Genomic DNA, 26,899 nt, shown 5'->3' on the forward strand with positions numbered 1-26,899 from the left:
TCCGCCTCCGCCGGCACCGGCCGCCGCGGGCGGCGGGGCGAGCCAGCCGGCGTCGGACGGTGCGCCGTCCGCGGCGTCGGTACGCTGCGCGTCGCTCAGGTAGCCGATGAACGCCTCCTCGAGCGTGCCGGCGCCGCGCTGGCGGACCAGTTCGTCGGGCGCGGCGCTCGCCAGCACGCGGCCCGCGTGCATCAGCGAGATGCGGTCGCAACGGGCGGCCTCGTTCATGAAGTGCGTCGAAATGAAGATCGTGACCCGATCGTTGCGCGCGAGCGCGATCATCAAGCGCCAGAAGTCGTCCCGCGCCACCGGATCCACGCCCGACGTTGGTTCGTCGAGGATCAGCAGGTCGGGCTTGTGGACCATCGCCACGGCAAGCGAGAGCCGCTGGCGTATGCCGAGCGGCAGGCGTTCGGGCAGCGCGTCGAGCACCTCGGCGAGCCCGAAGCGCCCGACCATTTCGGTGATCCGCGCGGGCAGGTCCGGTTCGGGCACGCCGAACAGGCGCGCATGCAGCACGAGGTTCTGCCGGACGGTCAGCTCGCCGTACAGCGAAAACCCCTGCGACATGTAGCCGACCCGCCTGCGCGTGTCGATGTCGTTCGCGGCGACCGGCCGGCCGAACAGCGTCGCCGTGCCTTCGGACGCGGCGAGCAAGCCCGTGAGCATCTTCATGGTCGTCGATTTGCCGCAGCCGTTGGAGCCGAGAAACCCGAAGATTTCGCCGCGCCGGATCTTCAGGCTCACGTGGTCCACCGCGACGAAATCGCCGAAGCGCATCGTCAGCGCGTCGGCCTCGATCGCGTAGTCGGCGGCCGCGCCGGGCTCGAACGGCGTCGGCCGGACCGGCTGGTGCCCGTGCCGCCGCGCTTCCGGCAGCAGCGCGACGAACGCGTCTTCCAGCGTGTCGCAGCCGGTGCGGGCGAGCAGTTCCGCAGGGCTGCCCGTCGCCAGCACGCGGCCGGCGTCCATCGCGATCAGCCGGTCGAACCGCCGTGCCTCGTCCATGTAGGCGGTTGCAACGAGCACGCTCATCGCAGGACGCGCGGCGCGGATTTGTTCGATCAGTTCCCAGAACTGGGCGCGCGACAGCGGGTCGACGCCGGTCGTCGGCTCGTCGAGGATCAGCAGGTCGGGATCGTGGATCAACGCGCAGCAGAGGCCGAGTTTCTGCTTCATGCCGCCGGACAGTTTGCCGGCAGGGCGGTCGAGAAACGCATGAAGGCCCGTGCTGTGCGTGAGTGCGTCGATGCGGCGGCGCCGCTCGGCCGCATCGTGGCCGAACAGTCTCGCGAAGAACTGCAGGTTTTCCTCGACCGACAGCGTCGCGTACAGGTTCCGGCCCAGGCCTTGCGGCATGTAGGCGATGCGCCGGCATACCCGCGCGCGATGGCGGCGCGACGACAGGTCGCCGTCGAGCGTCCAGACCCGGCCCTGCTGGATCGCCCGCGCGCCGGACACGAGCGCGAGCAGGCTCGACTTGCCGACACCGTCCGGCCCGATCAGCCCGATCATGCGGCCGGCCGGGATGTCGAGCGTCACGTCGTCCAGCGCGCACGTGGCGCCGTAGCGCAACGAGACACCCGACAGCCGGGCGACCATGCCCGATGGCGCGGACGCCGGCGGATCTTCCGCCGCGCCGGCCCCGGTGTCGACGGGCAACGTCGACTTCATTGCGGCACCTTGATCGCGAGGCGGGCCGGCCAGCCTGCGCCCGGATCGGTCTTCAGCCACGCGACGCCCGGCAGGCCGGTCTTGACGAGTTTCAGGTGGCGCTGCAGCAGGTCGCGGTCGATGCGTGCCTTGACCCGAAACATCAGCTTCTGCCGTTCGGTGGCCGTCTCGACCGTCTTCGGCGTGAATTGCGCGGTGCTCGACACGTACGACACGCGGGCCGGAATCACGTATTCCGGTGCCGCATCGAGCACGATCCGCACGTCGGCGCCGAGCGGCACCCTGCCGACGACCGTTTCGGGCAGGAAGAACGTCATGTAGACGTCGGACAGGTCGACGACATTGAGCACCTTGCCGCCCGCCGGCAGGACTTCACCGGATTCGGCGATGCGATACTGGACGCGCCCGTCGCGCGGCGACGTCAGCTCGCTGTCCGAGATGTCGGCCCGCACGCGTGCGACCGTCGCCTGCGCGGCCGTCACGGCCGAGCGCGCCGCGACGAGCTGCGCGCGGGTCGCGTCGATCCCGGCCTGGGCGGCGTCCACCTGGGCGCGCGCGGCATTCACGGTCGCTTTCAGGCTGCCCGCGCGGGCGCGATCGTCGTCGAGTTCCTGCAGCGACGACGCACCGTCCCGCGACAGCGTTTCGGAACGCGCGAGGCGTCGCATCGCGGCGTCCAACTCGCTTTCCCGCTGCACGACGAGCGCGGCGGCGGCGGCCTTGTCGCTGCGGCGCTGGGCCACCTGCGCGTCGATGCTCGCCGCGGTGTTCACGGCCTGCTGCTCCCGCGCCTGCGCCTCGTCGAGCTGGGCCTGCAGGACGACGACGTCCATGCGTGCCAGCGGTTGACCGGCCGTCACGAAGTCGCCTTCGTCGACGAGCATCGCGGTGACCCGTCCCGGCAGCTTGGTCGCGACGTCGATCTCGGTCGCCTCGATGCGGCCGTTGCCGCTGACGAGGCCCGCATCCGACTGTCCGTCGCGCCAGCGGGTCCACCCGTAATACGTGAGGCCGATCGCGAGCACGGCCGCACCGGCACCGATCAGAAGAGGGTGCTTGATGGTTTTCATTGTCGGGAACCCGAATCGGTGGAAAGGTGGTCCGGTGCGGCGGCGGTCTTGCCGGTATCGGTCGTTCCGCCGCCGAGCGCGCCGTACAGCGCGACGCGGCTTGACAGCAACGCGCGACGTGTCATGACCCATTGCTGCTCCGCGTTCATCAGGTCCCGTTGTGCATCGAGGACTTCGAGAAAGCGGGTGGCGCCGCTGTCGTAGCGCAGCTTCGCGAGGCGCGCCCGCTCCATCTGGGAGACGAGCGTGGCATGCTCGATCGCGACCTGATCGGCGAGCCAGTAGCGCGCGGCGAGGGCATCGGACACGTCGCGAAATGCGCGCTGCACGGTCTGCTCGTACTGCGCGAGGGCCTCGTCGCGCTGCGCGCGCGCGAGGGCGAGATTCGACCGGTTGCGGCCGCCGTCGACGAGCGGCAGCGTGACGTTCGGAATCACCGACCACACGCCCGCTCCGGACGACAGCAGGTCGTGCAGCGCGCTGCTTCCCGAACCGATCGCGCTCGTCAACGCGATGCGCGGGAAGAACGCCGCGCGGGCCGCGCCAATATTCGCGCGCGTCGCCTGCAGTTCGTGCTCCGCGGCCATCACGTCCGGACGCCGGGTCAGCAGCGAGGCGGGCAGGCCCGGGGCGAGCGACGGCATCACGGCGCCGTCGTCGAGCGTGAGCGGCGTGTCCGCCCGCTCCGGCGTCGCGCCGACCAGCAATGCCAGCGCATCGGCAGCCGATGCACGCGCCTGCGCCAGCTGCGTGCCGAGCGACTCGGCCTGCTGCAGCAGGATCTCCGATTGCGTGAGGTCCAGGCGCGAGATCGCACCGGCCGCATGACGCAGCCGGAAAATCCGCAGCGACTCGCGTCGTGTATCGATCGTCGCGCGCGTCAGCGCGATCCGTTCATCGATCTCGCACAGGGTCAGGTAGGCGTTCGCGACCCCGGTGATCACGCTCAACGCCATCGCCTGCCGGGCCGCGTCGCTCGCGAGATAGCGCTGCAGCGCCGACGCCTTCAGGTTGCGCACGCGGCCCCAGAAATCGATCTCCCATTGCGTCTCGGCCAGCTGGACTTCATAGACCTGGCCGACGATCGGCGCGGGCGTCAGGAAGCCGCCGGGCGTGCGAAACCGCGCATAGGCCGCGCCGGCGCCGATCGTCGGCCACTGATCCGCGCCGCGGATGCCGTAGACGGCGCGCGCCTGTTCGACGCGGGCCACGGCGGCACGCAGATCGCGGTTGTTGGCGAGCGCCTGCTCGATCAACGCGCGCAGGCGTGCATCGACGAAGTAGTCTTGCCAGGCAGGCGGCGCTTGTGCAATGGCGGGGCCGCGAGCCGACGGATCGGGGAACGCGGCGGGGATCGGGGCGGCCGGACGTTCGTCGGGTGGCGCGAACGACAGGCATCCGGACAGCAGGGCCGCACCGGCGGCCAGCGCAACGAGACGCATGCGCCGCGCGAAGGCAGGCTGAAACAGCGGCGGAAGCGCGACGGCGCGCATGGGATCTCCCATCGGATACGCGAACACTGGATGACGCCGCCTTCATGGCGACGCCGCTTCGGGTTCACTTATATCCGACGATTGCCGCGCGCCCCCTTGATCTGCATCACTGCCGCTGTAATGCGTTTCGAGTGAACCCTCGCTTGACAGGCAAGCGCCAGATCGTCCGGCCGATGCGCCATTTACAGGCGGTCGCCGGGCGCGAGATTCAGCAGCACGACGAACGACAGGATGCTCAGGATCAACGTGACGATCGAATACCTGAACACCCGTTCGTCGAACAGCATGCCGTGCACGATGCCGGCCAGCGATGCCAGCGCGATGAACACGCTCAGCGTCGCGAGTGCGATGCGGTACTGCTTTCGGTTCATGACGGTCTCCCGGGAAGCGGTTCTACCCTCTCGACGCGACCTGCCGGCGTTGTCGCGGCGTTCGCGGCGTCTCCGGTCATGATCGAGTCGCGCCGCGGCGCACCGTTGATCTGCATCAACAGACGAATTCAGCGGTGACGCATGCGCGCGCCGTGCCGGCAAGCCCGCGGTTGATTGATCCTCGTCAAGCCGCCGGCGCCGCCATGCGCGATGCTGAATCGGGTACGGCACGCTTCCGGTCGCACGCTTCGCGATCGGCACGCGCCCGGACGGGAGACCGACATGAAGTCCGATGCAGCACTCAAGCAGGATGTCGAGCAGGCGCTGTTCTGGAATCCGGCGATCGATGCGCGCCGGATCGACGTCGACGTACGCGACCGGATCGTGACGCTGCGCGGCACGGTCGACAGCTGGGCCCAGAAACTCGAGGCGCAGAAAACCGCGCTGCATGTCGCGGATGCGCGCGCGCTGGTGCTCGAGCTGAACGTCGAGCCGCCGGAGGATGCCTGTGCCGACCACGAACTGGCGATCGCGATCACGTTCGCGCTCGGCTGGCAGGAGGCATTGCGCGATCACGCGATTCGCGTCGAGGTCGATCACGGCTGCGTGACGCTCGACGGCGAGGTCGATCATGCATACCAGAGCCGCGCAGCGGAAAAGATGGTGAGCCGGATGAAAGGCGTCGTCGGTGTCGCGAACCGCATTCGGGTGCGCGCCGACCATACGGTGCCCGACGTGGGCACCCGGATCGCCGAAGCACTGGCCCGTCGCGCGCAGCGCGAATCCGCCGGGATCTCGATCGATGCGGACGACGGCATCGTCACGCTGACGGGCACGGTCGCGTCGCTGGCGGAACGACGCGCCGCGTGCGGCGCGGCGGCGTCGGTCAGGGGCGTGCGCGAGGTCGTCGACCGGTTGACCGTCGCGTGAGCGTCGCGCCCGTACGGTCCATTACCACGGAGAAGCAGCCATGAATCGCTCGCATTCCGGCCCCGGCCGCCACTATCTGCGCCGCGACAAGCGCATGCAACCGCACACGAAGGACAGTTACCGCGAGCCGAAACGGCCGCCGGGCGACCGGATCTGCGACGGATGCGGGGCCGTCTGCGATGCCGGCCGCTGGACCTGGTACGCGACGCCGCTCGACCGGCGTCAGCTCGAATGCCCGGCCTGCAAGCGCATGCGGGAAAACGCGCCGGCGGGCGAACTGGTGCTGCGCGGCGAATACATGCGCAAGCATCGCTCGGCGATCCTCGAACTGCTCGAGCGGCAAGCCGGTCTGGAAATGAGCGAGCACGCGCTCGAACGCATCATGGAGATCGAGCAATCCGGCGACACGCTCGTGATTCGAACCACCGGCGTGCACGTGGTGAGGCGCATGGGCGAGGCGCTGCTGCATGCGCATCACGGCGCGCTGGCATTCAACTATCGCGACAGCGAGGACCTGCTGCGCGCGAGCTGGACGCGTGACGCGGCTTGAGCGGTCGCGAGTCCGGCGCACAGGCGCGACGTCATGAAGAAGCCATTCGACTACTCCGCGTTGCTGATCCCGATCGCGTTCGCCATCCTGATCGCCTATCAGTTGCTGATGGCCCAGCCGGCGACGACATCGATTTCGTACAGCGATTTTCATCGGCTGGTCGACGCGCGGCTCGTCGACGAGCTCGAAATCGGTCAGTCGTCGATCTCGGGTGCGCTGCGCATGCCTGAAGCCGGCGCGCTGCTGCCGGCTTCCGACGCGGTTGCCGTCAAGCAAGCCGGGCCGCCGTGGCGCTTCACGACGAACCGCGTCGGCGACGATCATCTGGTCGCCGCGCTGACCGCCGCCGGCATCCGCTATCGCGGGATGCCGGATTCGGGCTGGATCGCGACGCTCGCGACGTGGATGTTTCCGATGATCATGTTCTTGCTGGTGTGGAACTTCATGATGCGGCGGCCGGGCGGGATGAGGGACCTGAGCGGCATGGGCAAAAGCCAGGCCCGCGTGTACGTGCAGCAGGAAACCGGCATCACGTTCGACGACATCGCGGGTATCGACGAGGCGAAGGCCGAGTTGCAGCAGATCGTCGCGTTCCTGCGCAGCCCCGAACGTTATCAGCGGCTCGGCGGCAAGATTCCGAAGGGCGTGCTGATCGTCGGCGCGCCGGGCACCGGCAAGACGCTGCTGGCACGTGCCGTTGCCGGCGAGGCGGGCGTGCCGTTCTTCACGATCAGCGGGTCGGCATTCGTCGAGATGTTCGTCGGCGTGGGCGCGGCCCGCGTGCGCGACCTGTTCGGGCAGGCGCAGCAGAAGGCACCGTGCATCGTGTTCATCGACGAACTGGACGCGCTCGGCAAGGCGCGCGGCGTCGGACTGATGTCGGGCAACGACGAGCGCGAACAGACGCTCAACCAGCTGCTCGTCGAGATGGACGGCTTTCAGGCGAATTCGGGCGTCATCATCATGGCCGCGACCAACCGGCCGGAGATCCTGGATCCTGCGCTGCTGCGCCCCGGACGGTTCGACCGCCACATCGCGATCGACCGGCCGGACCTGACCGGACGCAAGCAGATCCTGGCCGTGCATACGAAGCGCGTGAAACTCGCGCCGGAAGTCGATCTGGCCGAGCTGGCGTCGCGCACGCCGGGCTTCGTCGGCGCCGATCTCGCGAACGTCGTCAACGAAGCCGCGCTGCATGCGGCCGAACTCGGCAAGCCAGCGATCGGCATGGCCGACTTCGACGAGGCGATCGATCGCGCGATGACGGGCATGGAACGCAAGAGCCGCGTGATGAACGAACAGGAGAAGCGGACCATCGCCTACCACGAGGCAGGGCACGCGCTCGTCGCGCAAAGCCGTGCGCACTGCGATCCGGTGAAGAAGGTGTCGATCATCCCGCGCGGCATCGCGGCGCTCGGCTATACGCAGCAAGTGCCGACCGAGGATCGCTACGTGCTGCGCCGGAGCGAACTGCTCGACCGGCTCGACGTGTTGCTGGGCGGCCGGGTGGCCGAGGAAATCGCGTTCAGCGACGTCTCGACCGGCGCGCAGAACGATCTCGAACGCGCGACCGCGCTGGCGCGGCACATGGTCATGCAGTACGGGATGAGCGACGCGATCGGCCTGATGACGCTCGACGACGCGGCATCGCCGGGCGGGGCGCCCGGCGTGTGGACGCCGGGCGACGGTCGCTGCAGCGAGCACACGGCGCAACTGATCGACGGGGAAGTGCGCGCGCTGCTCGAGGACGCGCATGCGCGGGTTGCGGCGACGCTCGGCGCGCGTCGCGATGCGCTCGAACGGATCGCGCAGAGCCTGTTGCAGCACGAATCGATCGATCACGACAGGCTGGTGGCCCTCATGGGGCCGCCGGACGATGGCGACGGGGAGCACCGTCCGGCGCAAGCCGATACGGAAGCCGTCAACGGCGTCTCCGCCTGAGCGATCGAGCGCCGGAACGACGCCGGACGCCTGCCGTCGGCCATGGTGCCGGTCAACAGCTGATGCAGACGGCGTTGTCGCACGGTCGTGCCGTGTCATCCGCGACGACCGACGCAAGCTGAGGATCGGGGCGGAAGACGGTGATGCCCTTGAGCCGGTCGCGCCAGGCCTGGAAGAACAGCGCATCGACCTGGGCGAGCGAACACTGGCCGGGCATCGTGACGGTCTTCGAGATACCTGCGTCGACGCACGGCTGCAATGCGGCGAGCATCGCGACGTGATCGGCCGGTGCGATATCCGCCGCCGTGACGAAGTAGTCCGGTAGCGCGACGTGCTCGCCGTGCCGCTCGCGAAACAGCCGGTAAGCGTGATTCTCCACGCGAAACGGACGGATTCGCCCGTCCGCCGTGCGCACCATGCGGCGCTGCGTCCAGCCGACGGCCGGCTCGATCCCGTTAGAACAGTTGTCGCAGAAGGCGAGGCTCACGCTGCCGGCCGGCGCAAACGACAGCAGATGGCTGTTGCGCAGCCCGTGCCGCGCGATCGCGTGATGGACCTTCAGCGGCAGGCGCATGCGGTAGGCGGGGCCGCTCAGATAGGCGGCCGGATCGTAGGCGGGAAATGCGCCGCGCTCGGCGGCAAGCGCAGCGGACGCGGCAAACGCATGCTCGCGCATCGTCCGCGCGATGCCGGCTGCCACCGTACGCGCGTCGATGCTGTCGTAGCGCAACCGCAGCATCGTCAGCGCGTCGCCCAGCCCGGTGACGCCCACGCCGACGCGCCGCATCCGGCGCGCCTCCCGTTCATGCGCCGCGAGCGGCCACGCGGTCAGGTCGAGCACGTTGTCGAGCAGGCGCACCTGGATGCGCACCGCGTCGGCGAGCGCAGCGGCATCGAAGCGCGGTTTGCCGTCGACACCGAACGGGTGAGAGACGAACCGCGACAGGTCGATCGGTCCGAGCACGCAACTGCCGTAGGACGGCAGCGGCTGCTCGCCGCACGGATTCGTCGCGTCGATCCGCTCGTGCGCGCGCATCGGATTCGCCTCGCGGATCGTGTCCAGAAACAGCAACCCGGGTTCGGCGCTGTCGCGTGCGGCATGGACGATCTCGTGCCAGAGCGCGCGGGCCGGCACCGTTGCATGAAGATAGCGCCCATCCAGCCGCCGGATCGATGCACCGGATGCGGCGCGGGGCGGCGCGTGATGAACGAGCGCCCAGGGCAGATCGTGCGCGACCGCTTCCATGAACGCGTCCGTGATGCCGACCGACAGGTTGAACGTCGGCCAGCGCATGCGTGCGCGCTTGGCGGCGACGAACGCGAGGAGATCCGGATGATCGCAGCGCAGCACGCCCATTTGCGCGCCGCGGCGCGGGCCGGTGAACGGCAGGGCGCCGCACATGGCATCGAAGCGGTCGATGGCCGCGCATGCCCCTCGTTCGGCTGACAGGCGCCGTTCGTACGCAGCGGCGGGCGGCACCGGCGAGAAGTCGTAGCCGATTCCGCCCCCCATCAACAGCGTGAGCCGCGCGTCGTCGAGCGCCTGCTCGAGCGCGGCGTCGACGGTCTGCACCGGCTGGTCGGGCGACACGGCAAGCGGATGGACGAAGCAGTTGATCATCGTCCCGCCCGTCCGTGCGCCGGCGTTCGCCAGGATGCGGCCGGCGCCGATCGCGCCGTGCTGCAGATTCCGGAAGAACGCCTGCTCCATCTGCGCACGCAATCCGGTCGGCTCGGCGAGCGACAGCGCATGCGCGACCCGACGGAAGACAGCCGCGCGAGACGTTTCGCCGGGCTGCGCATAACGTTCGGCGAACACGGTGGTGCAAAGCGGCTGCTCATCCATGGCGGGGCTCGGCGACAACGAATGATTCAATGTAGGCGCCTGCCCGGCCGTGCCGTTGATCGAGCGCAACCGGGTGCTTTCGCGGCACCGCTTGATGGCGGTCAACGCCGTCGCCGGCGTCGGACGTAACGTGGAGCCACGCCGACATCCTGAGCGCCTGCCATCGACTACGAGCAACCTGCCATGACCGATATCGTAACCGTCACGCTGAATCCGGCCGTCGATGTCTCGACGTCGGTCGAGCACATCGTCGATACCCACAAGCTGCGCTGCGCACGGCCGCGGCGCGACCCCGGCGGCGGCGGGATCAACGTCGCCCGGACCGTTCACCGGCTCGGCGGCGACTGCGTCGCGTTGTACCTGGCCGGTGGGCCGACCGGCGACGTCTTGACGCTGCTGCTCGAAGCGGAGCGCCTGCCGGCGGTGCGCATCCGGATCGCGGGCGAGACGCGCGAGAACGTGTGCGTGACCGAGACCGCGACCGGACGCGAATACCGCTTCCTGATGCCCGGGCCGCCGGTCACGGAGGCTGAGTGGCGGGACTGCGCGGCCCGCATCGACGCCATGCAGCCCGCGCCGCGTTACCTCGTGCTGAGCGGCAGCCTGCCGCCCGGCGCGCCCGACGACCTGTATGCGACGCTCGCGCGAACGGCCCGGGCACGGGGAAGCAGGGTGGTCGTCGATGCGGCGGGCCGCGCGCTGCAAGCGGCCCTCGAGGCCGGCGTTCATCTCGTGAAACCCAGTCTCGGCGAACTGAGCGCGCTGGCCGGCGAACCGCTCGACGACACGTCGGCCTGCCGCAAGGCGAGCGAACTCGTGGCGCGAGGCCAGGCCGACATCGTCGCGTTGACGCTCGGTGCGCGCGGCGCCTGGGTCGTCACGCGCGACCGCACGCTGCGCCTGCCCGCCAGGCCGACGGCGGTATGCAGCACGGTCGGCGCCGGCGACAGTTTCGTCGGCGGCATGGTCTGGGCGCTGGCGCGCGGCGTGCCGTTCGACGACGCGTGCCGCTACGCGCTGGCGGCATCGTCCGCGTCGGTCGAGCATCCGGGGACGGCGCTGTGCACCCGCGACGACATCGAGCGGATTCATGCCGAACTGGTTGCGCAGGCAAGCTGACGGTTCGCCGGCTGGACGCAAGCACGATCGCGTCGATGCGCGATCGATCATTGATCTGGCTCAGCGGTATTCGCGCCGCGATCGCGAAAAATGGGGCAGCCATTCCACGAGGTCCGCCATGGCCGTTCGCTCGATCGCCTGCCTGCTCCTGCTGTCGTGCGTGTCGGCGGTGTCGTCCGCCGACGTCGCAACCGTCGACTCGCCACCGCCGCGCGTGCTGATCCTCGTCTATCACCGGTTCGCCGCCACGCGCCTGGATTCGATGACGGTGCGTACCGAAACCTTTCGCCATCAGCTGCAGGCAATCGACGCGAACGGCTACCGCATCGTGCCGCTTGCCGACGTCGTGCGCTGGCACGGCGGCCAGGCCGATGCCGTGCCGGCGCGTGCGGTCGCGATCACGGTCGACGACGGTCATCGCTCCGTCTACGACGTGCTGCGTCCGTTGCTGGCCGCCCGTCCGATGCCGGTCACGCTGTTCATCTATCCGTCCGCCATCTCCAACGCCAGCTACGCGATGACATGGGACCAGCTGCGCACGCTCGGGCAGGCCGGCGGGTTCGACATCGAGTCCCATACGTACTGGCATCCGAATTTCCACACCGAGCGCGCCCGGCTCACGCCGGACGACTACCGGCGCTTCGTGTCGTTCCAGTTGAGCCGTTCACGAGATCGACTCGAGTCGGAAACCGGTAAGCCGGTGAGGCTGCTGGCTTGGCCGTTCGGCGTCCATGATGCGCAGACCGACCAGTTGGCCGCCCGTGAAGGCTACGTCGCGGCGTTCACGCTCGACGCGCGCCCCGTGCGCGTCACCGACCCGGCAATGGCGTTGCCGCGCTATCTGATGACGGACGACTGCGACACACGGTGCATGAACGGATTGTTGAGAACCGCCGGGGGAAACCGTGATTGAACGCTTGATCGTCTGCCTGCTCGTATCGCTCGCCGGCTTCGCCGCCCGGGCGGCACCCGTCACGATCACCGTCGTCGATGCCGCGAACGGGCAGCCGCTCGCGGGCGCGATCGGCCATGCGGCGGGCGCGAACCGGACCGCCGATCGCGGCGGCGTGTTGTCACTGGAGATCGACGCGGCGGGGACACGCGTGAGCGTGCGGGCGCCCGGCTACGCGCGAACCGAAGTGACGCTCGCGCCCGCCGAGGGCGCGCAGATGATCCGGATGACGCCGGTGCGTCCGAAAGCCGTGTATCTGTCCGCCTACGGCGTGGCGGACCACACGCTGCGCGACGCGGCGCTGTCCCTGCAGGACAAGACGGCGATCAACGCGCTCGTCGTCGACGTGAAGGGCGACAGCGGCGTGACGCCCTATCGCAGCCAGGCGCGCGACATCTCCGGTGCCGCGAGCAATACCGAAGGTGCCATCGTTCGTCCGCCCGATCTGCCGGACCTGTTGCGGACGTTCCACGCGCGCGGTCTTTACGTGATCGGCCGCATCGTCGTGTTCAAGGACGACCCGCTGGCGCGCGCGCATCCCGAATGGGCCGTGCGCGACGCGGCGGGCGGGATCTGGCAGGACCGCGAGCATCAGCGCTGGATCGACCCGACGTCGCGGGCGGCCTGGCAACACAATTACGATATCGCCGAGGAGGCTGCCCGCATGGGTTTCGACGAAATCCAGTTCGACTACCTGCGTTTCCCCGACGCCAACGGTCTCCGGTTCGCCGAGCCCAATACCGAGGCCAACCGGGTCGCGGCGATCACCGGATTCCTGACCGGCGCGCGCGAACGGCTGCGGCCGTACAACCTCTACGTGTCGGCCGACATCTTCGGGTACGTCTGCTGGAACGCCGACGACACCGCGATCGGGCAGCGGCTCGACGCGCTCGGGCCGGTCGTCGACTATGTGTCGCCGATGCTGTATCCGTCCGGCTTTACGTGGGGCCTGCCCGGCTGCCGGAAGCCGACCGAGCATCCCGGCGAGATCGTTGCGCGGTCGCTGGCCGAGGCGAAGCGCCGGACCGGCCTGGGCGGTGTCCGGTTTCGGCCGTGGCTCCAGGCGTTTCGCGACTATGCGTTCGATCGCCGGCCGTTCGATGCCGACGAGATCCGCGCACAGGTCGACGCGGCCGACGCGGCGGGCACGGACGGCTGGATGCTGTGGAACCCGCGCAATCGCTACGATCCTGCCGCGTTGCCGCGCTGAGCGGCACGGGCATGGCGGCGCGAACGTGCGAGAGACGAATCGATCATGCCGTGGAATGACGAACGTTATCCGCCTTCGATGCGGTATCTGCCGCCGTCGGTTCGCCGCAAGGCGATCGAGATGGCCAATGCGCTGCTGCGACAGGGGCGGACCGAGGGCAGCGCGATCCGCATCGCGATCGCGCAGGCGAAGCGTTGGGAGGATACGCGCGCCAACTTGCGCGGGCGCTCGCGCGGGTCGACGTGACGCGCGGCTGCACGACCGCCATGCCGTCAAAACTGGGCCGTACACCGCACCGGACATTCGCGCGCGGTCATCGCCGGATGCCACCGCGCGGCCAGCATGCACGCGGCGAGCATGACGGCGACCGCGATGCCGTGCACCGGGTTGCGCAGGCACGACGCGACCTGCTCGCTTCGCCCCACACCGAACAGGCACCACAGGCAGAAGTGCTCGCAGTTGTTCGTGAGCAGCCGGTAGCGGCATTCGCCGAGGCGCGATGCCGCGCGGCGCGCTACCTCCGCTCCGTCGTACAGCGTGCGCGCGTGGCGGATGACCGCGAGCCCGAAACCGGCCCGGAAGCCGTCCAGCGTGATGACCTCGACCGGGCCGCCGCTCGCACGGCGCGACCATCCCGCGTAATGAATCACGTTGCCGTCGCCGATGTAGATCCCGTGATGCACGTAACCGGGGCGGCGGGTCGCGAGGTGCGCACCGACCGGTGGTTCGCCATCCGGCATGGCGTCGTCGGCGTGTGCTGCGGTCGGATCCATCATCGCCAGCTCCTCGGTCCTGCGGCGGCGGGGTGGAAGAACCAGGCGCCGGCCGCGAAAGCATTGCGTCCTGTCACGTTTCCAGTATTGGCAGCAACGCTTCGCGGAACAATCAGCGTGGCCTGAGCTTGCTGTCCGACGTCGGGCCGCCGTGTCGGAAATTTCCGACGAGCCCTGCAATATCGGCTGACAGCCGTCACGGACGATTGCGCCGTCCGCATGCTGCTCCCCCGTGTTTTCGGGCCGGCGCGCCTTCGGGCGGGTCGGGCGCGACGGCCGTCTCGCGCGGCCCGTCCCGCGCACCCGGTCTCGACAGGCATGCCCTTGACTTGAGTCAACGGGAAATCGACGTTCCGCGCGACGCTGACAGCGTCGTCGGCTCGCCCGAGCGACGTCACCGCACGCGCCCCGTTCCGCGACCGGACGGGCGGCATGGCAGCCCTGCGTGCTCGATCAGGAGAGTGAAGATGTGGACCGGAACCGTGAAGTGGCTGCTGCTGGCAGCCTGCCTGCTGAATCTCGTGGCGAACGCGCTGGCTGAAACGTCGCCCGAGCCGATCGTGCGCAACGGCGTCGCTTATGTCACCGGCGGCATCGGTCAGGACGAGGTCGCCGCGTTTCGCGACGTCGCACCGCGATACAACCTGCGGATCACGTTCGCCTCGAAGCGGGGCCATTATCTTTCCGATGTCGACGTCACGCTGTCGTCCGGCAAGTCGACGATGCTCGACGCGCATACGAGCGGGCCGTTCCTGTTCGCCCGCGTGCCGCCGGGGCGATATACGGTGTCCGCGCACGACCGGGGCGTTCAGGAGGTGCGGCACGTCGTCGTACCGGCGCGCGGCGCCGTCGACGTGCGCTTCTACTGGCACGACCCCGAACGGCAAGGGGCGATGCGTCTGTGTAGCGGGTGTGCCGGATCGCAGCAGCAACCGGCGCGCTAGCCGTACGTTCGATCGCGACCGGCGAAGCGGCAATGCGCGGCGTGCGCGCCATCGGCGTCGCGGATTTCGGTGCCGAACGCGGTAGCGCCGATTTCGTCGGCACGAAGAAATGGATGCGGTGAAACCAGCTCGATCGCTACGGTCCCGCTGCGCCGCCGCGCTGACCGGCGCGCTGCTGTTCGCGCTTGCCCCGGCCGATGTACGGGCGGAATCCGGCACGGCCGCGACGATCGACGAGGCGATCGCCGACGGCCGTCTTGCCGGTGCGGTCGTCGTGACGGGCGCCGCCGCGCATCGCCCGGTGCTTGTGCTCGACCGCTCGGACCCGCTGGGCGGCGATACGTTCGGCGGCCCCGTGGCCGATGCCGGGCCGGCCACGTTCACCGGGTACTTCCCGTTGCCGCTTCAGCCCGGCATGACGCTCGGCGAACTGGCGCGGCTGTTCAACGACCGCCTGCATATCGGCGCGGCACTGACCGTGGTGCCGATGGCGAACTACGCCCGTGCGATGCGCTTCGACGACACCGGGCTCGGCCGGGTGCCGCCATCGCCGAACCTGCGCGATGACGCCGCGCTGTCGCTCTACCCGGAGACAGGGCTCGTCGAAGGGGCGGCGGTCAGCGTCGGGCGTGGCACCGCGACACCGTTCGGCGTGGTCGGCGCGCCGTGGATCGATGGGCGCGTCCTCACCGACGATCTTCGCGCGATGCGGCTGGACGCGACGTTCTCGCCAGTACGCTTCGTGCCGACGGAGGGGCCGCATCGCGGCAGGATATGCGAAGGCGTGCGCATCGAACGGCCGCAGGGCCCGGCACGGCCGGGCGTGATCGGGCTGGCACTCGCGCTGGCGCTGCACCGGCGTTACCCGGCGCAGTTCCGGATCGACGCGATCCGCGCATCGATCGGCTCGCGCGAGGTGGCGGACATGCTGGAGACGGGGCGGTCGCTCGACGAGATGGAACGCGTGGTCGAGGCGCAAAACGCCGCTTTCGCGCGCGAGCGGGCGTCGTTCCTGCTGTATTGAGGCAGGAACGCCTGCCGCGGCATGGGCAGGCAAGTCTGCCTGCGATGTCAACCGGAGCTGCGCGGGCGATGGCCGCGCCGAAACGTCAACCGGCGTTCGTTGAAAAGCGCGCGCCAGTCGAGCTTCATCAACACGAACACGAGACCCAGCAACACCAGTTGCGTGACGACGAAGTATCCGCCGAGATAAGTGCCTTCAAGTTCGGATTCCGCGTCGAGCCGGGTCGACGCGAAGCGGCCGAGATGCGCCCAGATCGCATAGGTCGTCGCGCGGCCGACGAAGAAGGCCGCCGCGATGATCCTGAGCGGCAACCCGGACAGTCCGTACGCAATGAACAGATAGTTCGACGGAAGCGGGCTCAACGCATAGAAGAAGAACGCGCCGGTGGTGAGCGTTCGGTGCCTTCTCAGCCAGCGTGCGGCGACGTCGATATTCTCGCGATCCGATTCCCGCATCCAGCGGGAGCGGACGAGCGATCGTGCGAAGGTCGCCAGAATCACGCGGCCGGTCGTTGCCGCGCCGGCCGCCACGATGGCAAAGATCAACGGATTGCCGTCCGGCAGGTTGAACCCGACCCACGACATCGCCATCCAGGTAGGCGGGGCGAACGCAGGCATGAGATTCAGCAGAAGAATCAGCAGAAAAAGTATAGCCAGCGTCAGCACGATTTCGATTCCAGGCCATCCGGTGTCACGGTTCAATTTTGCTGACGAAAGGGGCCGGCGGCTTGACTCACGTCAAGCAACGCGCCGTGCCGGCATGTCGCGGGACGCGCATCGTGCTGACCCATGTCAACGGTCGAACCGCGGCGCTCCCTAGACTGATGTCACGCCGTCTGCAACCGGAACAGGATGCAGTGAACGCCTCCATGCACGGCGATCGGAACAATCGTCATGTCGCGCATTCCCTGGTCGATCGATCTTGCGTTGCTGATTCTGGCGGCCGTCACGCTCGCTGCAGGAGGCGCGTGCATCGCGTTCGGCCTGCCTTCGTTCGCGCGCGTCGTCTGGCTGCTGGGTGCGCTGCCGGTCTTGTTCGCGTTGACGGTATCCGTCGCCAGGGCCGTGGCGAGGCGGCAAGCCGGCATCGATGTGCTCGCGTGGCTCGCGATCGGTCTGGCGATCGCGCTCGACGAGACCCTGACTGCCGCGGTCATTGCCTTGATGCTGGCAAGCGGCCGGACGCTGGAGCGGTATGCGCAAGACCGCGCGCAACGCGAGATGACCGCGCTGCTCGCCCGCGCGCCTCGGCAGGCAACCAGGTTCGAGAACGGCGAATGGCGTTCCGTTGCCGTCGAGACCCTCGTTCCCGGTGACAGGTTGCTCGTACGAAGCGGCGAATGCGTGCCAGTCGACGGCACGTTGACGGATGACGCGGAACTCGACGAATCCATGCTGACGGGCGAGTCGTCCATCCAGCGGCGGCGCTCGGGGGAAAACGCATGCAGCGGCGCGGTCAACGCCGGTGCGCCGTTCGACATGGTTGCCCGCACGACGGCGGGCGACAGCACGTTTGCCGGTATCGTCCGCATGGTCGCCCGCGCGCAGCGCGAGCGCAGTCCGTCCGTGCGCCTCGCGGATCGATATGCCGCCTTCTTCGTGCTCGCGTCGCTGCTCGTCGCCGGCATCGCCTGGGTGCTGACCGGGGACGTCGCCCGTGCGCTCGCCGTGCTCGTCGTGGCCACGCCTTGTCCGTTGATCCTCGCCGTCCCGGTCGCCATCGTGTCGGGCATGTCGCGTTGTTCGAAGCGCGGCATCCTGGTCAAGGGCGGGGGCGCGCTGGAACGCCTTGCGCAAGCGACGATCCTGTTCTTCGACAAGACCGGGACGCTGACGGGAGGGCGGGCCCGCATCGTGGCGATCGAATGCGAGACGGGCGTCGGCGCGGCCGAGGTGCTGCGTTTCGCGGCGTCGTTGGGCCAGGCTTCGGGGCACGTGATTTCGGATGCGCTGACGGTTGCCGCACGGGAACGCCGGATCGATCTGTCGCCGCCGTCGGTCGTCGTGGAAACGGCGGGCGAGGGCGTGACGGGCCGGGTCGGCAACCGGACCGTCGCGATCGGCAAGTTCGGGTACGTGTCCGCCTGTTCGACGATCGCGCCGTGGAGCGACGCGCTCCTCAAGCGGGTCGGCAACGAGGGCGGGGCTGCCGTGTTCGTCGGCGTCGACGGCATCATGATCGGCGCGATCCAGATGGCCGACCAGGTGCGGCTGGAAACGCCGCGGGCGTTGCGGCTGTTGAAACGAGAAGGCGTCGAGCGCCTCGTCATGCTCACCGGCGACCGGCGGGACATCGCCCAGGCCGTCGGCGAGTTGCTGGGTGTCACCGACGTGCGTGCCGAGCAGACGCCGACGGACAAGCTCGTCGCGATCCAGGCCGCGCGCAAGGAGGGCGTGACGATCATGGTCGGCGACGGCGTGAACGACGCACCGGCGCTGGCGGCCGCCGACGTCGGTATCGCGATGGGGGCGCGGGGGGCGGCCGCGTCATCCGAAGCGGCCGACGTGGTCCTGCTGGTCGATCGGCTGGACCGACTCGTGGATGCGATCCGTATCGCACGACGGTCGCGCCGAATCGCACTCGAGAGCGTGGTGGCCGGCATGTCGCTGTCGGTCGTCGCGATGACGGTTGCGGCGGCCGGATTCCTGCAGCCGATTGCCGGCGCGGTGATTCAGGAAGTCATCGATGTCGTCGTCATCGTCAATGCGTTGCGCGTGTCGCTGGTTCGCCCGAGGCCGACGAACGCCCGGCTCGACGATGCCGACGTCGAGCGGCTCAGGCGCGAGCACATGGCATTGTCACCGTTGCTGGACCAGATCAGGGATCTCGCGGATCGCTTGCCGCGACTATCCGGGGCCGCCATCGCCAGCGAGCTGGTCCAGATGATCGACTCGCTCGACGAACGGCTGCTGCCGCACGAACGCGCCGACGATCGGGACGTCTACGCGCGCCTTGCCCCGCTTCTCGGCGGCGAGGACCCGCTGGCTGCGATGAGCGGCGCGCACCGGGAAATCTTCAAGATGGTCCGATCGCTCCGGCAGATGGTCGCGGACCTGCCGCGCGACGGCACGAACGCCATGCAGGTGCAGGCGATACAGCGCCTGTTGTACGGACTGGAAGCGATCGTGCGCCTGCATTGCGCCCAGGAGGAGGAGCTGTTCCACGCCGTCGGAGCGGATGCGTGACGGCGAAACGCATCACGCATGCGGCGCACTCACCAGAAGAACCGGCGTTTTCGCGATGCGTGCAACGCGTCCGGCCACGCTGCCGACGAGCCAGCCCGTGACGCCGCGCCGCCCATGGGTGCCCAGGACGATCAGGTCCGCATGCCATTCGAGCGCGTCTTGCACGATCAGGTGAGGCACGTCCGCACCGGTGCGATCCGTTCGAATCAGTTGCGACTGCGCGCGCCCGGCGGGTGGGCCGTCGAGCAGGGTCATGGCCTTTTTCAGTACGTGATTGCCTTCGCTGATCAACGCGCCTTCCAGCGTCTCGACGGGGACGAAATCACCCAGCGATGTCGGGCGATCGAGCACGTAGATGGCCCGGCATTCGGTGTCGGGTCGCGAGAATTTCAACCCCGTTCGCAATGCGTGGAACGCAATCGCGCTTCCGTCGACGGCGAACACCATCCGCCGCGGCAGGTGCTCGGCAACCGACGCGAAACCGTCCGGAACGATCAGCAGCGGGCAGCCGACGAGCTTGCCGAGCGGGCCGGAAACCGTGCCTTCGATCCAGCCGAGCAGGCCGTGATGCTGACGTGTGCCGACGATCAGGAGGTCGGCCTGCCAGGCTTGTGCGCTGTCGGCCAACGCATCCACGACATCCCCGCCACGCGTGGCGAGGTCGATGACTTCCGTGTCGACGACGAGGTCGCCGCGATCCATTGCGGCTTTGGCGCGCGACACCGTATCAGATGCATCCCCGAGCAACTCGGCGCGCGCGGATTCGAGGAACGCCATGGTTTTCGATCCGAGCGGGACGAGCGTTCTCGGATTTTCCGCAACGCTAATGATGTGCACCGCTGCATTCGACGGGAGGAACGCTTTGGCATACGCGAGCGCGTGAGCGGATGCCGTCGAACCGTCGACGGCGATCAGCACCCGCTGGAGAGCGGGTGCCGCGTGAAAGGGGGAAGTGCTGGTGCTCATGAATGTCTCCCGCGGGCAACCGGCGATCGTGCATATGCAATTTTTCGCACGGGCGGTCTTCACGGGTTTGACCTTCGTCAAGCCAAGGTTTTGCGGGCAGAAGGAAACATGAACCACATCGTTTTCGACCACATGTATTTTTGTTCCTCGGCAAGTCATGTTCCGAAAACGGAATGGCTCGCTGTATCAACAGGCGGCCCGGTCTGATGCGGTGTTCGCTGCGGCACGGGGCGACGGTGTTTTCGCTTCCGCCACGGGCGTGCGGCCTGGGTGAACCGGTCGTGGCACGACCGCCGTGGTTGTTGCACCCCGGTGTGCGGGACACGGCTGCCTGTCTCGTCCGCTATATAGCGATCCGGGTCGAAGGAAAAACCTGTTTGAGCACCGTGAAAGTCCGAATCTGACACACGCCCGGAAGATAAAGAAGCTGCTCGGCATGGAGTCGGTTGAAGCTTTCGCTACCGCGGGTGCACAGCATCATGAAGTAGTCGAACTCGCCGGTCACCACGTGGCATTCCACGCATCCGGATACGTTCTGGGCCGCTTTTTCAAACGCGGAAAGGGATTCGGGAGTCGACCGATCCAGCACGACGCCGATGAGGACGACCATGCCTGTGTCGAGGGCAGGAGCGTTGAGCAACGCGACGATTCCTCGGATCAAATCCAGACTCTTGAGCCGTTCCACGTGGCGCAGACAGGCCGGCGCGCTCAAATTCACCTTCGCCGCCAGCGCAACGTTCGAGATCGATGCGTCCTTCTGAAGGGCTCGCAGGATCGCTTTGTCCGTACGGTCAAGCGCGACGCGGCTCGCGTCATCGGGGTGAGATTTGTCGAGAAATTTTCTTGTCTATTTCATCGATTCAAAAAAATAACCATTCGTACGGATGGCGGAAATTGCATTTCAAGGCACGACAACGAACGCATGTTTGCAAGCACGTTTCGTGGTCAATTAACTAGAATTTCATCGTGCCCGGTCGCCCTGACGACATCAGGCGTCGGAACCCACCGACCCATCTTTCGGAGAACTTCCGTGAACCTCGATCGCTTTCCTCGCCACAAGCTGACCTTCGGCCCCACCCCCATTCATGAGTTGCGCCGTCTCAGCACCGAGCTGGGTGGCAAGGTTCATCTCTATGCGAAACGCGAAGACTGCAACAGCGGTCTGGCGTTCGGCGGCAACAAGACGCGGAAGCTCGAGTACATCGTTCCGGACGTTCTGGCGAGCGGAGCCGACACGCTGGTATCGATCGGCGGCATCCAGTCGAACCAGACGCGTCAGGTCGCGGCAGTCGCGGCTCATCTTGGGCTGAAATGCGTGCTGGTTCAGGAAAATTGGGTCAACTACTCGGACGCCGTGTATGACCGCGTCGGCAATATTCAGATGTCTCGCATGATGGGCGCTGACGTTCGGCTAGTCAGCGACGGTTTTGACATCGGCATTCGTCCCAGCTGGGAAGACGCAATGGAGAGCGTTCGCAAGGCGGGAGGGAAGCCGTATCCGATCCCCGCCGGTTGTTCCGAGCATCGGCTCGGCGGCCTGGGGTTTGTCGGTTTCGCGGAGGAAGTTCGCGCCCAGGAAGCTGAACTCGGATTCAAGTTCGATTACATCGTCGTTTGTTCGGTGACCGGCAGTACGCAGGCCGGCATGGTCGTCGGGTTCGCGGCGGACGGACGCGCGGATCGCGTGATCGGGATCGATGCGTCGGCCAAACCCGAGCAGACGCGCGAGCAGATTCTTCGCATCGCACGCCAAACCGCCGACCTCGTGGAACTCGATCGGCCGATCAAGGACGCGGATGTGGTGCTGGACACGCGCTACGGGGGCCCCGAATACGGCCTCCCGTCGGAAGGTACGCTCGAAGCGATTCGACTGAGCGCGAAGACCGAGGGGATGTTGACCGACCCGGTTTATGAAGGCAAGTCGATGCACGGGATGATCGATAAGGTGCGCCGGGGCGAGTTTCCGGAAGGATCCCGGGTTTTGTATGCGCACCTCGGCGGCGTCCCCGCACTGAACGCCTACAGCTTCTTGTTCAAGAACGGTTAAGGCTTGGCTGCGTTCCGGCTGCAAGATGGAGTCGGAAGCGATGGACATACAGACAATTCGGTCTACCGACTGACGGTCTATTCGCGTCGCCCCTACGCGGGGCGGCGGTCACTGTTCCTTGTCTTCCGAGGAAAGGTAACCAAAGGAAAGGCGCGTTCCTGGGCAGACGCCAAAGGGGCCTGCCCAGGTTCGTGTTCTCTTGATCGGCCGCGGTTCGTGACATGCCGGCACTGGGTGGCGACGAGCCGGTACGAAGCCGCCGCGTATCTACTCGGCCGTATGCAACTGCTTGATCAATTCGCCAACGAAGTCCGCCAATACGGTGGACAACACACGTCCGGCCAGCGTCTGGATCTGGATCGCGCGTAACGACATCCCCGGATGATCGATCGGAATTGCTACCAGGCCGTCCGCCGCCAGACGTGCCTGCACCGTCATGCGGCTAGTCAGCGACACCACACCGGACATTTGAGTGAACGCATACAGCGTGCTCGAGTTGTTGCAGGTCAGAACGGGCTCAAAGAGCAGATTCTCGAGGCTGGCGGTCGTATCGAAAAGTTGGCGGATCGTCGTGCCGCGGTCCAGCAGGGCAATCGGGAAATTCCGCAACTCGGCCATCGACACGGTCGCGCGCCCGGCCAGCGCGTGAGTGCGAGGCACGACGGCGCAAATGGGCGCGCTTTGCGTGTACTCGACGTTGATCTCCGGCTCTCGTACGACACCGAAGGTCAGACCGATATCCGCTTCGCCACTCCGTACGTGTGCCGTCACATCGCCAGGCGCAGTCACTGCCACCTCGAAACAGGTACCGGGTGACCTTTCCAGGAATTGCGTGATGGCGCGAGGGAGAACATCCCGGGCAAACGCTTCCGACGCCGAGACGCGGATGGTGCTTCGATCGAATGAGTTCAGCGCCTTGATCTCCTCGATCACCTGCTGACCTTCGAGCAGGGTTCTCCGGACATGCGCGGCCAGCAGCTCCCCGGCCTTGTTGGGGACCATGCCACGCGCCTGACGCTCGAAAAGCGGGCAGCCGATCTCCTCCTCGAGCTTCGTGATCTGGCGGCTGATCGCCGAGATCGAAACGTGCAACTTGTCGGACGCCTCGCTCAGCGAACCGGTGTTTGCAACGGCAAGGAAGTATCGGAGTGCAGCGTTGTGCATGACGGGCCGCCAAGTTTGCGTTATCGGAAAGCGGGGCAGGCGAAAAAGTCAATTGTAGTGCGCATTTTGGTTCCGTACGCTTGACTCATCAGGGTTGAAAACACCGCTCTTCCACGATACACGCGAGGATCACGATGACGCGCAGCCAAGCAATCGACTCTGCCACAAACTATTTCGATTCGGGTGGATTCCTGAAAGATCTCGCGCGTCGCGTCCACATGATGACGGAAAGTCAGGATTCCGGAAGATTGAACGAGCTTCGAGCATACCTCGTCGACGAGATTGCCCCATCGATTGGCCGTATTGGTTTTGAGTCGCGTATTGTCGAAAACCCCGTTGAAGGGCATGCGCCGTTTTTGATTGCGACGCGTATCGAGGATCCCTCGCTTCCGACGATGCTGATGTACGGGCACGGTGATGTCGTTCGTGGTTGTGACGGACAGTGGATGGACCAGATGTCGCCATGGAACATTACGGTTGAAGGAGACCGGTGGTTTGGGCGGGGCACGGCGGACAACAAAGGGCAACACACCATCAACCTGGCCGCGTTGGAGCAAGTCATCGAGGCCAGGAATCGACGTCTGGGTTTCAATGCGACGCTGCTGCTCGAGATGGGGGAAGAGACAGGATCGCCTGGGCTACGCACGGTGTGCGAGCAGCACAAGAACCTTCTCGCGGCCGACCTTCTGATCGCTTCGGATGGCCCCCGGGCCAGATCGAATGTCCCGTGTGTTTTTCTTGGGTCTCGCGGATTCGTCAACTTCACGCTTTCCGTCCGGCTCCGTTCGGGCGCCCATCATTCCGGAAATTGGGGAGGGGCGCTCAGCAATGCCGGAACCGTACTCGCCAACGCCATTTCATCGCTCGTCGACGGGCGTGGGCGGATCCTCGTCGACGCGCTGTTGCCGAAGCCTATTCCGGTTGCGGTACGAACAGCGCTGAAGAATATTGCCGTCGGCGGCGGTCCCAACGATCCTCAGGTCGACGGTCATTGGGGAGAACCTGGCTTGACGGCTCAAGAGCGTGTCTATGCATGGAACGCCCTTGAGGTACTGGCCTTCACCACCGGTAACCCGACCAGCCCGATCGGGGCGATTCCTCCCGTTGCGCATGCGCATTGCCAACTCCGATACGTCGTCGGTACGGATTGCGAGCGTATCGAAGAAGTTCTACGGCGTCGCCTCGACGCGTGCGGCTTCGACAGGGTCGAGGTTGCGATCGGCGAGCGGATGGGCGCCACGCGTCTGCCGCCGGAAGATCCGTGGGTCGCATGGGCGCTCGATTCAATCGAGCAGACGACGGGAAAGCATCCCGATTTGCTTCCCAATCTTGGCGGGTCTCTGCCAAACGACGTCTTTTCCGAGGTTCTGGGCCTTCCAACGATCTGGATTCCGCACTCGTACGGAGCCTGCTCCCAGCATGCCCCGAACGAACACCTGCTTGGAAGCGTCGCTCGTGAGGCGCTGCAGATCATGGCCGGCATATTCTGGGATCTCGGGGAGTCGGCATCCGCCGTCCGAGATCGACGCAGGGAAGGAGCACGTATCGACCGGGCATAAGACGCCCATTTTTAATGCACTTGTTATCGTAAGTTAACGGAGAATGAGATGCGTACGATGGAAATGGTGGATGCCGCGCCGGCAAGGGAACGAGCGCCAAACGTTTTTCGACTGGTGTCTGCCGCAACCGTCGGCAATGCGTTGGAGTGGTTCGACATACTGATTTACGGATTCTTCGCCATCTCGATCTCAAAGGCTTTCTTTCCGGCGTCGAGCAGTGGGGTATCCCTGCTTCTGACCTTCGGGACATTCGCGATCTCGTATTTGGCCAGGCCGATCGGCGCGCTCGTGCTGGGTTCGTATGCGGATCGTCGCGGTCGCAAGGCGTCGATGATGGTTTCGATTGTTACGATGATGGTCGGCACGACGACGATCGCACTGACGCCGAGTTACGAGTCGATCGGGGTGACCGCACCGATCCTGGTGATCTGCGCTCGATTGCTTCAGGGTTTTTCCGCGGGCGGCGAATTTGGCAGTACAACGGCCTTTCTGGTGGAGCAGTGTCCCGAACGCAAGGGATTGTTCGCCAGCTTCCAGTTCGCGAGTCAGGGATTGAGCTACATGCTCGCGGCCGGTTTTGGTGTTCTCCTCACCTTGACCCTGGATGGAGACGCGATCGACTCATGGGGTTGGCGCGTGCCGTTTCTCTTTGGCGTGCTGATCGGTCCCGTCGGCCTGTACTTGCGAAAGCACGTGCATGAGAGCGATGGCGCAAGGCATGAAAGGCCCGAATCGTTCCCGGTAAGGGAGGTGTTCGTCAATCAGAAAACCAGAATGTTGTTGGCGATCGGTACGCTCGTCCTTTCCACTGGCGCCAGTTACGTCATTCTTTATATTCCGACCTACGCGGTACGCGAGCTTCATCTGCCTGCCAGTTTCGGCTTCATCGCAACGATGTTGACCGGCGGCATCCTGACGTTCGTCACGCCGTTCGTTGGCTATCTTTCGGACAAGATCGGCCGCGTTAGACTGATGACCTGGGCCGGGACAGCATTTATCTTGACCATTTATCCGGTCTTCAAATTGCTTGGGGCGCATCCCGATCTGGGAAGGCTCATTGCGATGATGGCCTGGATCGGGACGCTGAAGGCGGTCTATTTTGGCGCACTACCCGCGTTGATGTCGGAAGTATTTCCGACAGGAACCCGGGCGACCGGTATGGCTATCAGCTACAACATCGGCGTCACGCTGTTTGGCGGCTTCGCGCCGCTGATCGTCGCATCGTTGATACATCAGACAGGCAATTTGGCATCGCCGGCGTTTTACCTGATGCTGCTCGGCGTGCTGAGTTTGAGTGCATTGCGGGGATGCCGATCGATGTTGAATCTTCGATAGGCAGCGCATCGAGCGATTGCTTCACCGGATGCGGTCCGAGACTGTTTCGATGAAATGCGAGGCGAGGTCGGAATGAGTGCAAGGAAACTGGACGCGGTATCGTTGGAGGCCTCGATGTGGAATTGGCTATTACCGCCTTCGGAGCGGGCCCGCGTGTGTGTCGTCGTTGATCCAAGCCCTGGCGTGGCCGCGGTTTCAGCGACCGTAGCCTCCTTGACGGCGGTGCCGGAGGTGGCGCTTCTCCAGATTGACGATCCCGCTGATGCACACCGTGCATGGAGCGAGTCGCTGATGTCGGGCAGCATGTCCAATGCGTCGAAGACGAGCGGGGATGACCGGTTGAGTCAATTGCCGCGAGGCGTGCCGTTGCTATTGTGGTCGACACGTCCGCAAGACCTCGACTGGCTCGGCAGCATCGAAGGAAACAGGGTGAGTGCTCTCGTTACCGTCGAGGGCGACGGGGTCGAAATGCAAGTATCTCGTCTTCTCACGCTTGTTTTGAAGGAGTTGAAGCAGGCGATCGCCGAGCACGTATTAATTTACTGATGCGATAAAAATGGTCTTGCTTCGGAGTGTGGCTTTCCGGATTTATTCGAGTCATTTCAATGACGGAGAACGGACCCGGTCGCTACGGGATTCCTGCGTGTATGCAGGAACGACATGCGCGACCAGGTATCCCGCTACACGCGATGTCGGCTTGTTTTACGCATGACAGGCAGCGGACTCGATGCAACGCCTCGAATAGC

The 26,899-nt window shown here is 66.3% G+C and carries 22 protein-coding genes and 2 pseudogenes; 14 read left to right on the forward strand and 10 right to left on the reverse strand.

Features of this window, described 5'->3' with window-relative positions:
• From G3N62_RS13865 to G3N62_RS13880, 4 genes are all read right to left on the reverse strand, one after another.
• The coding region (locus tag G3N62_RS13865) for an ATP-binding cassette domain-containing protein (protein WP_277399641.1) at positions 1-1,674 on the reverse strand (1,674 nt) is incomplete at its 3' end.
• Positions 1,671-2,744, reverse strand: coding sequence for an HlyD family efflux transporter periplasmic adaptor subunit (locus G3N62_RS13870; RefSeq protein ID WP_034192130.1), 1,074 nt, complete (start codon positions 2,742-2,744; stop codon positions 1,671-1,673). The genes G3N62_RS13870 and G3N62_RS13865, both read right to left, overlap by 4 nt.
• Positions 2,741-4,186 carry an efflux transporter outer membrane subunit gene (locus tag G3N62_RS13875; protein WP_226229820.1) on the reverse strand — a complete coding sequence of 482 codons (1,446 nt, stop codon included), beginning with the start codon at positions 4,184-4,186 and terminating at the stop codon, positions 2,741-2,743. The genes G3N62_RS13870 and G3N62_RS13875 overlap by 4 nt, the downstream gene beginning before the upstream one ends.
• A gap of 233 nt (positions 4,187-4,419) precedes the next feature.
• Positions 4,420-4,608: a DUF2964 family protein gene (locus tag G3N62_RS13880; RefSeq protein WP_034192132.1), complete on the reverse strand. Its 189-nt coding sequence runs from the start codon at positions 4,606-4,608 to the stop codon at positions 4,420-4,422.
• A 282-nt stretch (positions 4,609-4,890) separates the two neighbouring features.
• On the opposite strand from G3N62_RS13880, the gene G3N62_RS13885 reads away from it, so the two are divergent.
• The 3 genes from G3N62_RS13885 to ftsH are packed head-to-tail and all read left to right on the forward strand — an operon-like array spanning position 4,891 to position 8,029.
• Entirely contained in the window at positions 4,891-5,538 is a 648-nt protein-coding gene (locus G3N62_RS13885) for a BON domain-containing protein (RefSeq protein WP_034192133.1), read from the forward strand.
• A 40-nt stretch (positions 5,539-5,578) separates the two neighbouring features.
• Entirely contained in the window at positions 5,579-6,088 is a 510-nt protein-coding gene (locus G3N62_RS13890; RefSeq protein ID WP_034192134.1) for a BCAM0308 family protein, read from the forward strand.
• A 33-nt stretch (positions 6,089-6,121) separates the two neighbouring features.
• Positions 6,122-8,029, forward strand: coding sequence for an ATP-dependent zinc metalloprotease FtsH (ftsH, locus tag G3N62_RS13895; protein ID WP_124669468.1), 1,908 nt, complete (start codon positions 6,122-6,124; stop codon positions 8,027-8,029).
• A gap of 52 nt (positions 8,030-8,081) precedes the next feature.
• On the opposite strand, the gene G3N62_RS13900 is transcribed toward ftsH, so the two are convergent.
• On the reverse strand, positions 8,082-9,875 hold the full coding sequence (locus G3N62_RS13900; protein ID WP_124669469.1) for an adenosylcobalamin-dependent ribonucleoside-diphosphate reductase: 1,794 nt from the start codon (positions 9,873-9,875) through the stop codon (positions 8,082-8,084).
• A gap of 183 nt (positions 9,876-10,058) precedes the next feature.
• Between G3N62_RS13900 and G3N62_RS13905 the strand changes: the two genes are divergently transcribed.
• From G3N62_RS13905 to G3N62_RS13920, 4 genes are all read left to right on the forward strand, one after another.
• Positions 10,059-10,994: a 1-phosphofructokinase family hexose kinase gene (locus tag G3N62_RS13905; protein ID WP_034192137.1), complete on the forward strand. Its 936-nt coding sequence runs from the start codon at positions 10,059-10,061 to the stop codon at positions 10,992-10,994.
• Positions 10,995-11,112: 118 nt separating this feature from the next.
• Positions 11,113-11,907, forward strand: coding sequence for a polysaccharide deacetylase family protein (locus tag G3N62_RS13910; RefSeq protein WP_124669470.1), 795 nt, complete (start codon positions 11,113-11,115; stop codon positions 11,905-11,907).
• Positions 11,900-13,156, forward strand: a complete 1,257-nt coding sequence (locus G3N62_RS13915; RefSeq protein WP_124669471.1) for a putative glycoside hydrolase — start codon at positions 11,900-11,902, stop codon at positions 13,154-13,156. The genes G3N62_RS13910 and G3N62_RS13915 overlap by 8 nt, the downstream gene beginning before the upstream one ends.
• Before the next feature lie 45 nt (positions 13,157-13,201).
• The gene (locus G3N62_RS13920) at positions 13,202-13,402 is read left to right on the forward strand and encodes a hypothetical protein (RefSeq protein ID WP_124669472.1); all 201 of its coding nucleotides are present in this window, start codon (positions 13,202-13,204) and stop codon (positions 13,400-13,402) included.
• A 26-nt stretch (positions 13,403-13,428) separates the two neighbouring features.
• Here G3N62_RS13920 and G3N62_RS13925 read toward each other — a convergent pair whose 3' ends face one another.
• The gene (locus tag G3N62_RS13925) at positions 13,429-13,932 is read right to left on the reverse strand and encodes a lecithin retinol acyltransferase family protein (RefSeq protein ID WP_124669473.1); all 504 of its coding nucleotides are present in this window, start codon (positions 13,930-13,932) and stop codon (positions 13,429-13,431) included.
• Positions 13,933-14,396: 464 nt separating this feature from the next.
• Between G3N62_RS13925 and G3N62_RS13930 the strand changes: the two genes are divergently transcribed.
• Both G3N62_RS13930 and G3N62_RS13935 read left to right on the forward strand, forming a co-directional pair.
• Positions 14,397-14,873 carry a hypothetical protein gene (locus G3N62_RS13930; protein ID WP_049032862.1) on the forward strand — a complete coding sequence of 159 codons (477 nt, stop codon included), beginning with the start codon at positions 14,397-14,399 and terminating at the stop codon, positions 14,871-14,873.
• Positions 14,874-15,096: 223 nt separating this feature from the next.
• Positions 15,097-15,897, forward strand: a pseudogene (locus tag G3N62_RS13935) (DUF1343 domain-containing protein); the annotation flags it as partial.
• Positions 15,898-15,944: 47 nt separating this feature from the next.
• Here the strand turns inward: G3N62_RS13935 and G3N62_RS13940 are convergent.
• Positions 15,945-16,562 (reverse strand): hypothetical protein, encoded by a 618-nt coding sequence (locus G3N62_RS13940; RefSeq protein ID WP_124669474.1) that lies wholly within the window; start codon positions 16,560-16,562, stop codon positions 15,945-15,947.
• A gap of 228 nt (positions 16,563-16,790) precedes the next feature.
• Here G3N62_RS13940 and G3N62_RS13945 point away from each other — a divergent pair, with 228 nt between their 5' ends.
• Positions 16,791-19,082 (forward strand): heavy metal translocating P-type ATPase, encoded by a 2,292-nt coding sequence (locus G3N62_RS13945; RefSeq protein ID WP_124669475.1) that lies wholly within the window; start codon positions 16,791-16,793, stop codon positions 19,080-19,082.
• 12 nt (positions 19,083-19,094) lie between these two features.
• On the opposite strand, the gene G3N62_RS13950 is transcribed toward G3N62_RS13945, so the two are convergent.
• Both G3N62_RS13950 and G3N62_RS13955 read right to left on the reverse strand, forming a co-directional pair.
• Entirely contained in the window at positions 19,095-20,048 is a 954-nt protein-coding gene (locus G3N62_RS13950) for a universal stress protein (RefSeq protein ID WP_034192145.1), read from the reverse strand.
• 343 nt (positions 20,049-20,391) lie between these two features.
• Positions 20,392-20,859 (reverse strand): annotated as a pseudogene (locus G3N62_RS13955) (Lrp/AsnC family transcriptional regulator); the annotation flags it as partial.
• Between the two features lie 219 nt (positions 20,860-21,078).
• Between G3N62_RS13955 and G3N62_RS13960 the strand changes: the two are divergent.
• A complete protein-coding gene (locus G3N62_RS13960) occupies positions 21,079-22,095 on the forward strand; it encodes a 1-aminocyclopropane-1-carboxylate deaminase (RefSeq protein WP_034192147.1) in 1,017 nt (338 codons plus the stop codon).
• A gap of 267 nt (positions 22,096-22,362) precedes the next feature.
• Here the strand turns inward: G3N62_RS13960 and G3N62_RS13965 are convergent, their stop codons facing one another.
• Positions 22,363-23,259, reverse strand: coding sequence for a LysR family transcriptional regulator (locus G3N62_RS13965; RefSeq protein WP_034192148.1), 897 nt, complete (start codon positions 23,257-23,259; stop codon positions 22,363-22,365).
• A 134-nt stretch (positions 23,260-23,393) separates the two neighbouring features.
• Here G3N62_RS13965 and G3N62_RS13970 point away from each other — a divergent pair, with 134 nt between their 5' ends.
• The 3 genes from G3N62_RS13970 to G3N62_RS13980 all read left to right on the forward strand — a co-directional run bounded on the left by G3N62_RS13970 (position 23,394) and on the right by G3N62_RS13980 (position 26,699).
• Positions 23,394-24,818 (forward strand): M20 family metallopeptidase, encoded by a 1,425-nt coding sequence (locus G3N62_RS13970; RefSeq protein WP_124669477.1) that lies wholly within the window; start codon positions 23,394-23,396, stop codon positions 24,816-24,818.
• 48 nt (positions 24,819-24,866) lie between these two features.
• Positions 24,867-26,153 carry an MFS transporter gene (locus G3N62_RS13975; protein ID WP_034192150.1) on the forward strand — a complete coding sequence of 429 codons (1,287 nt, stop codon included), beginning with the start codon at positions 24,867-24,869 and terminating at the stop codon, positions 26,151-26,153.
• 72 nt (positions 26,154-26,225) lie between these two features.
• On the forward strand, positions 26,226-26,699 hold the full coding sequence (locus tag G3N62_RS13980) for a hypothetical protein (RefSeq protein ID WP_124669478.1): 474 nt from the start codon (positions 26,226-26,228) through the stop codon (positions 26,697-26,699).
• Positions 26,700-26,899 lie beyond the last annotated feature (200 nt).

Source organism: Burkholderia sp. Tr-20355 (genome assembly GCF_017104685.1).
Taxonomy (GTDB): domain Bacteria; phylum Pseudomonadota; class Gammaproteobacteria; order Burkholderiales; family Burkholderiaceae; genus Burkholderia; species Burkholderia seminalis.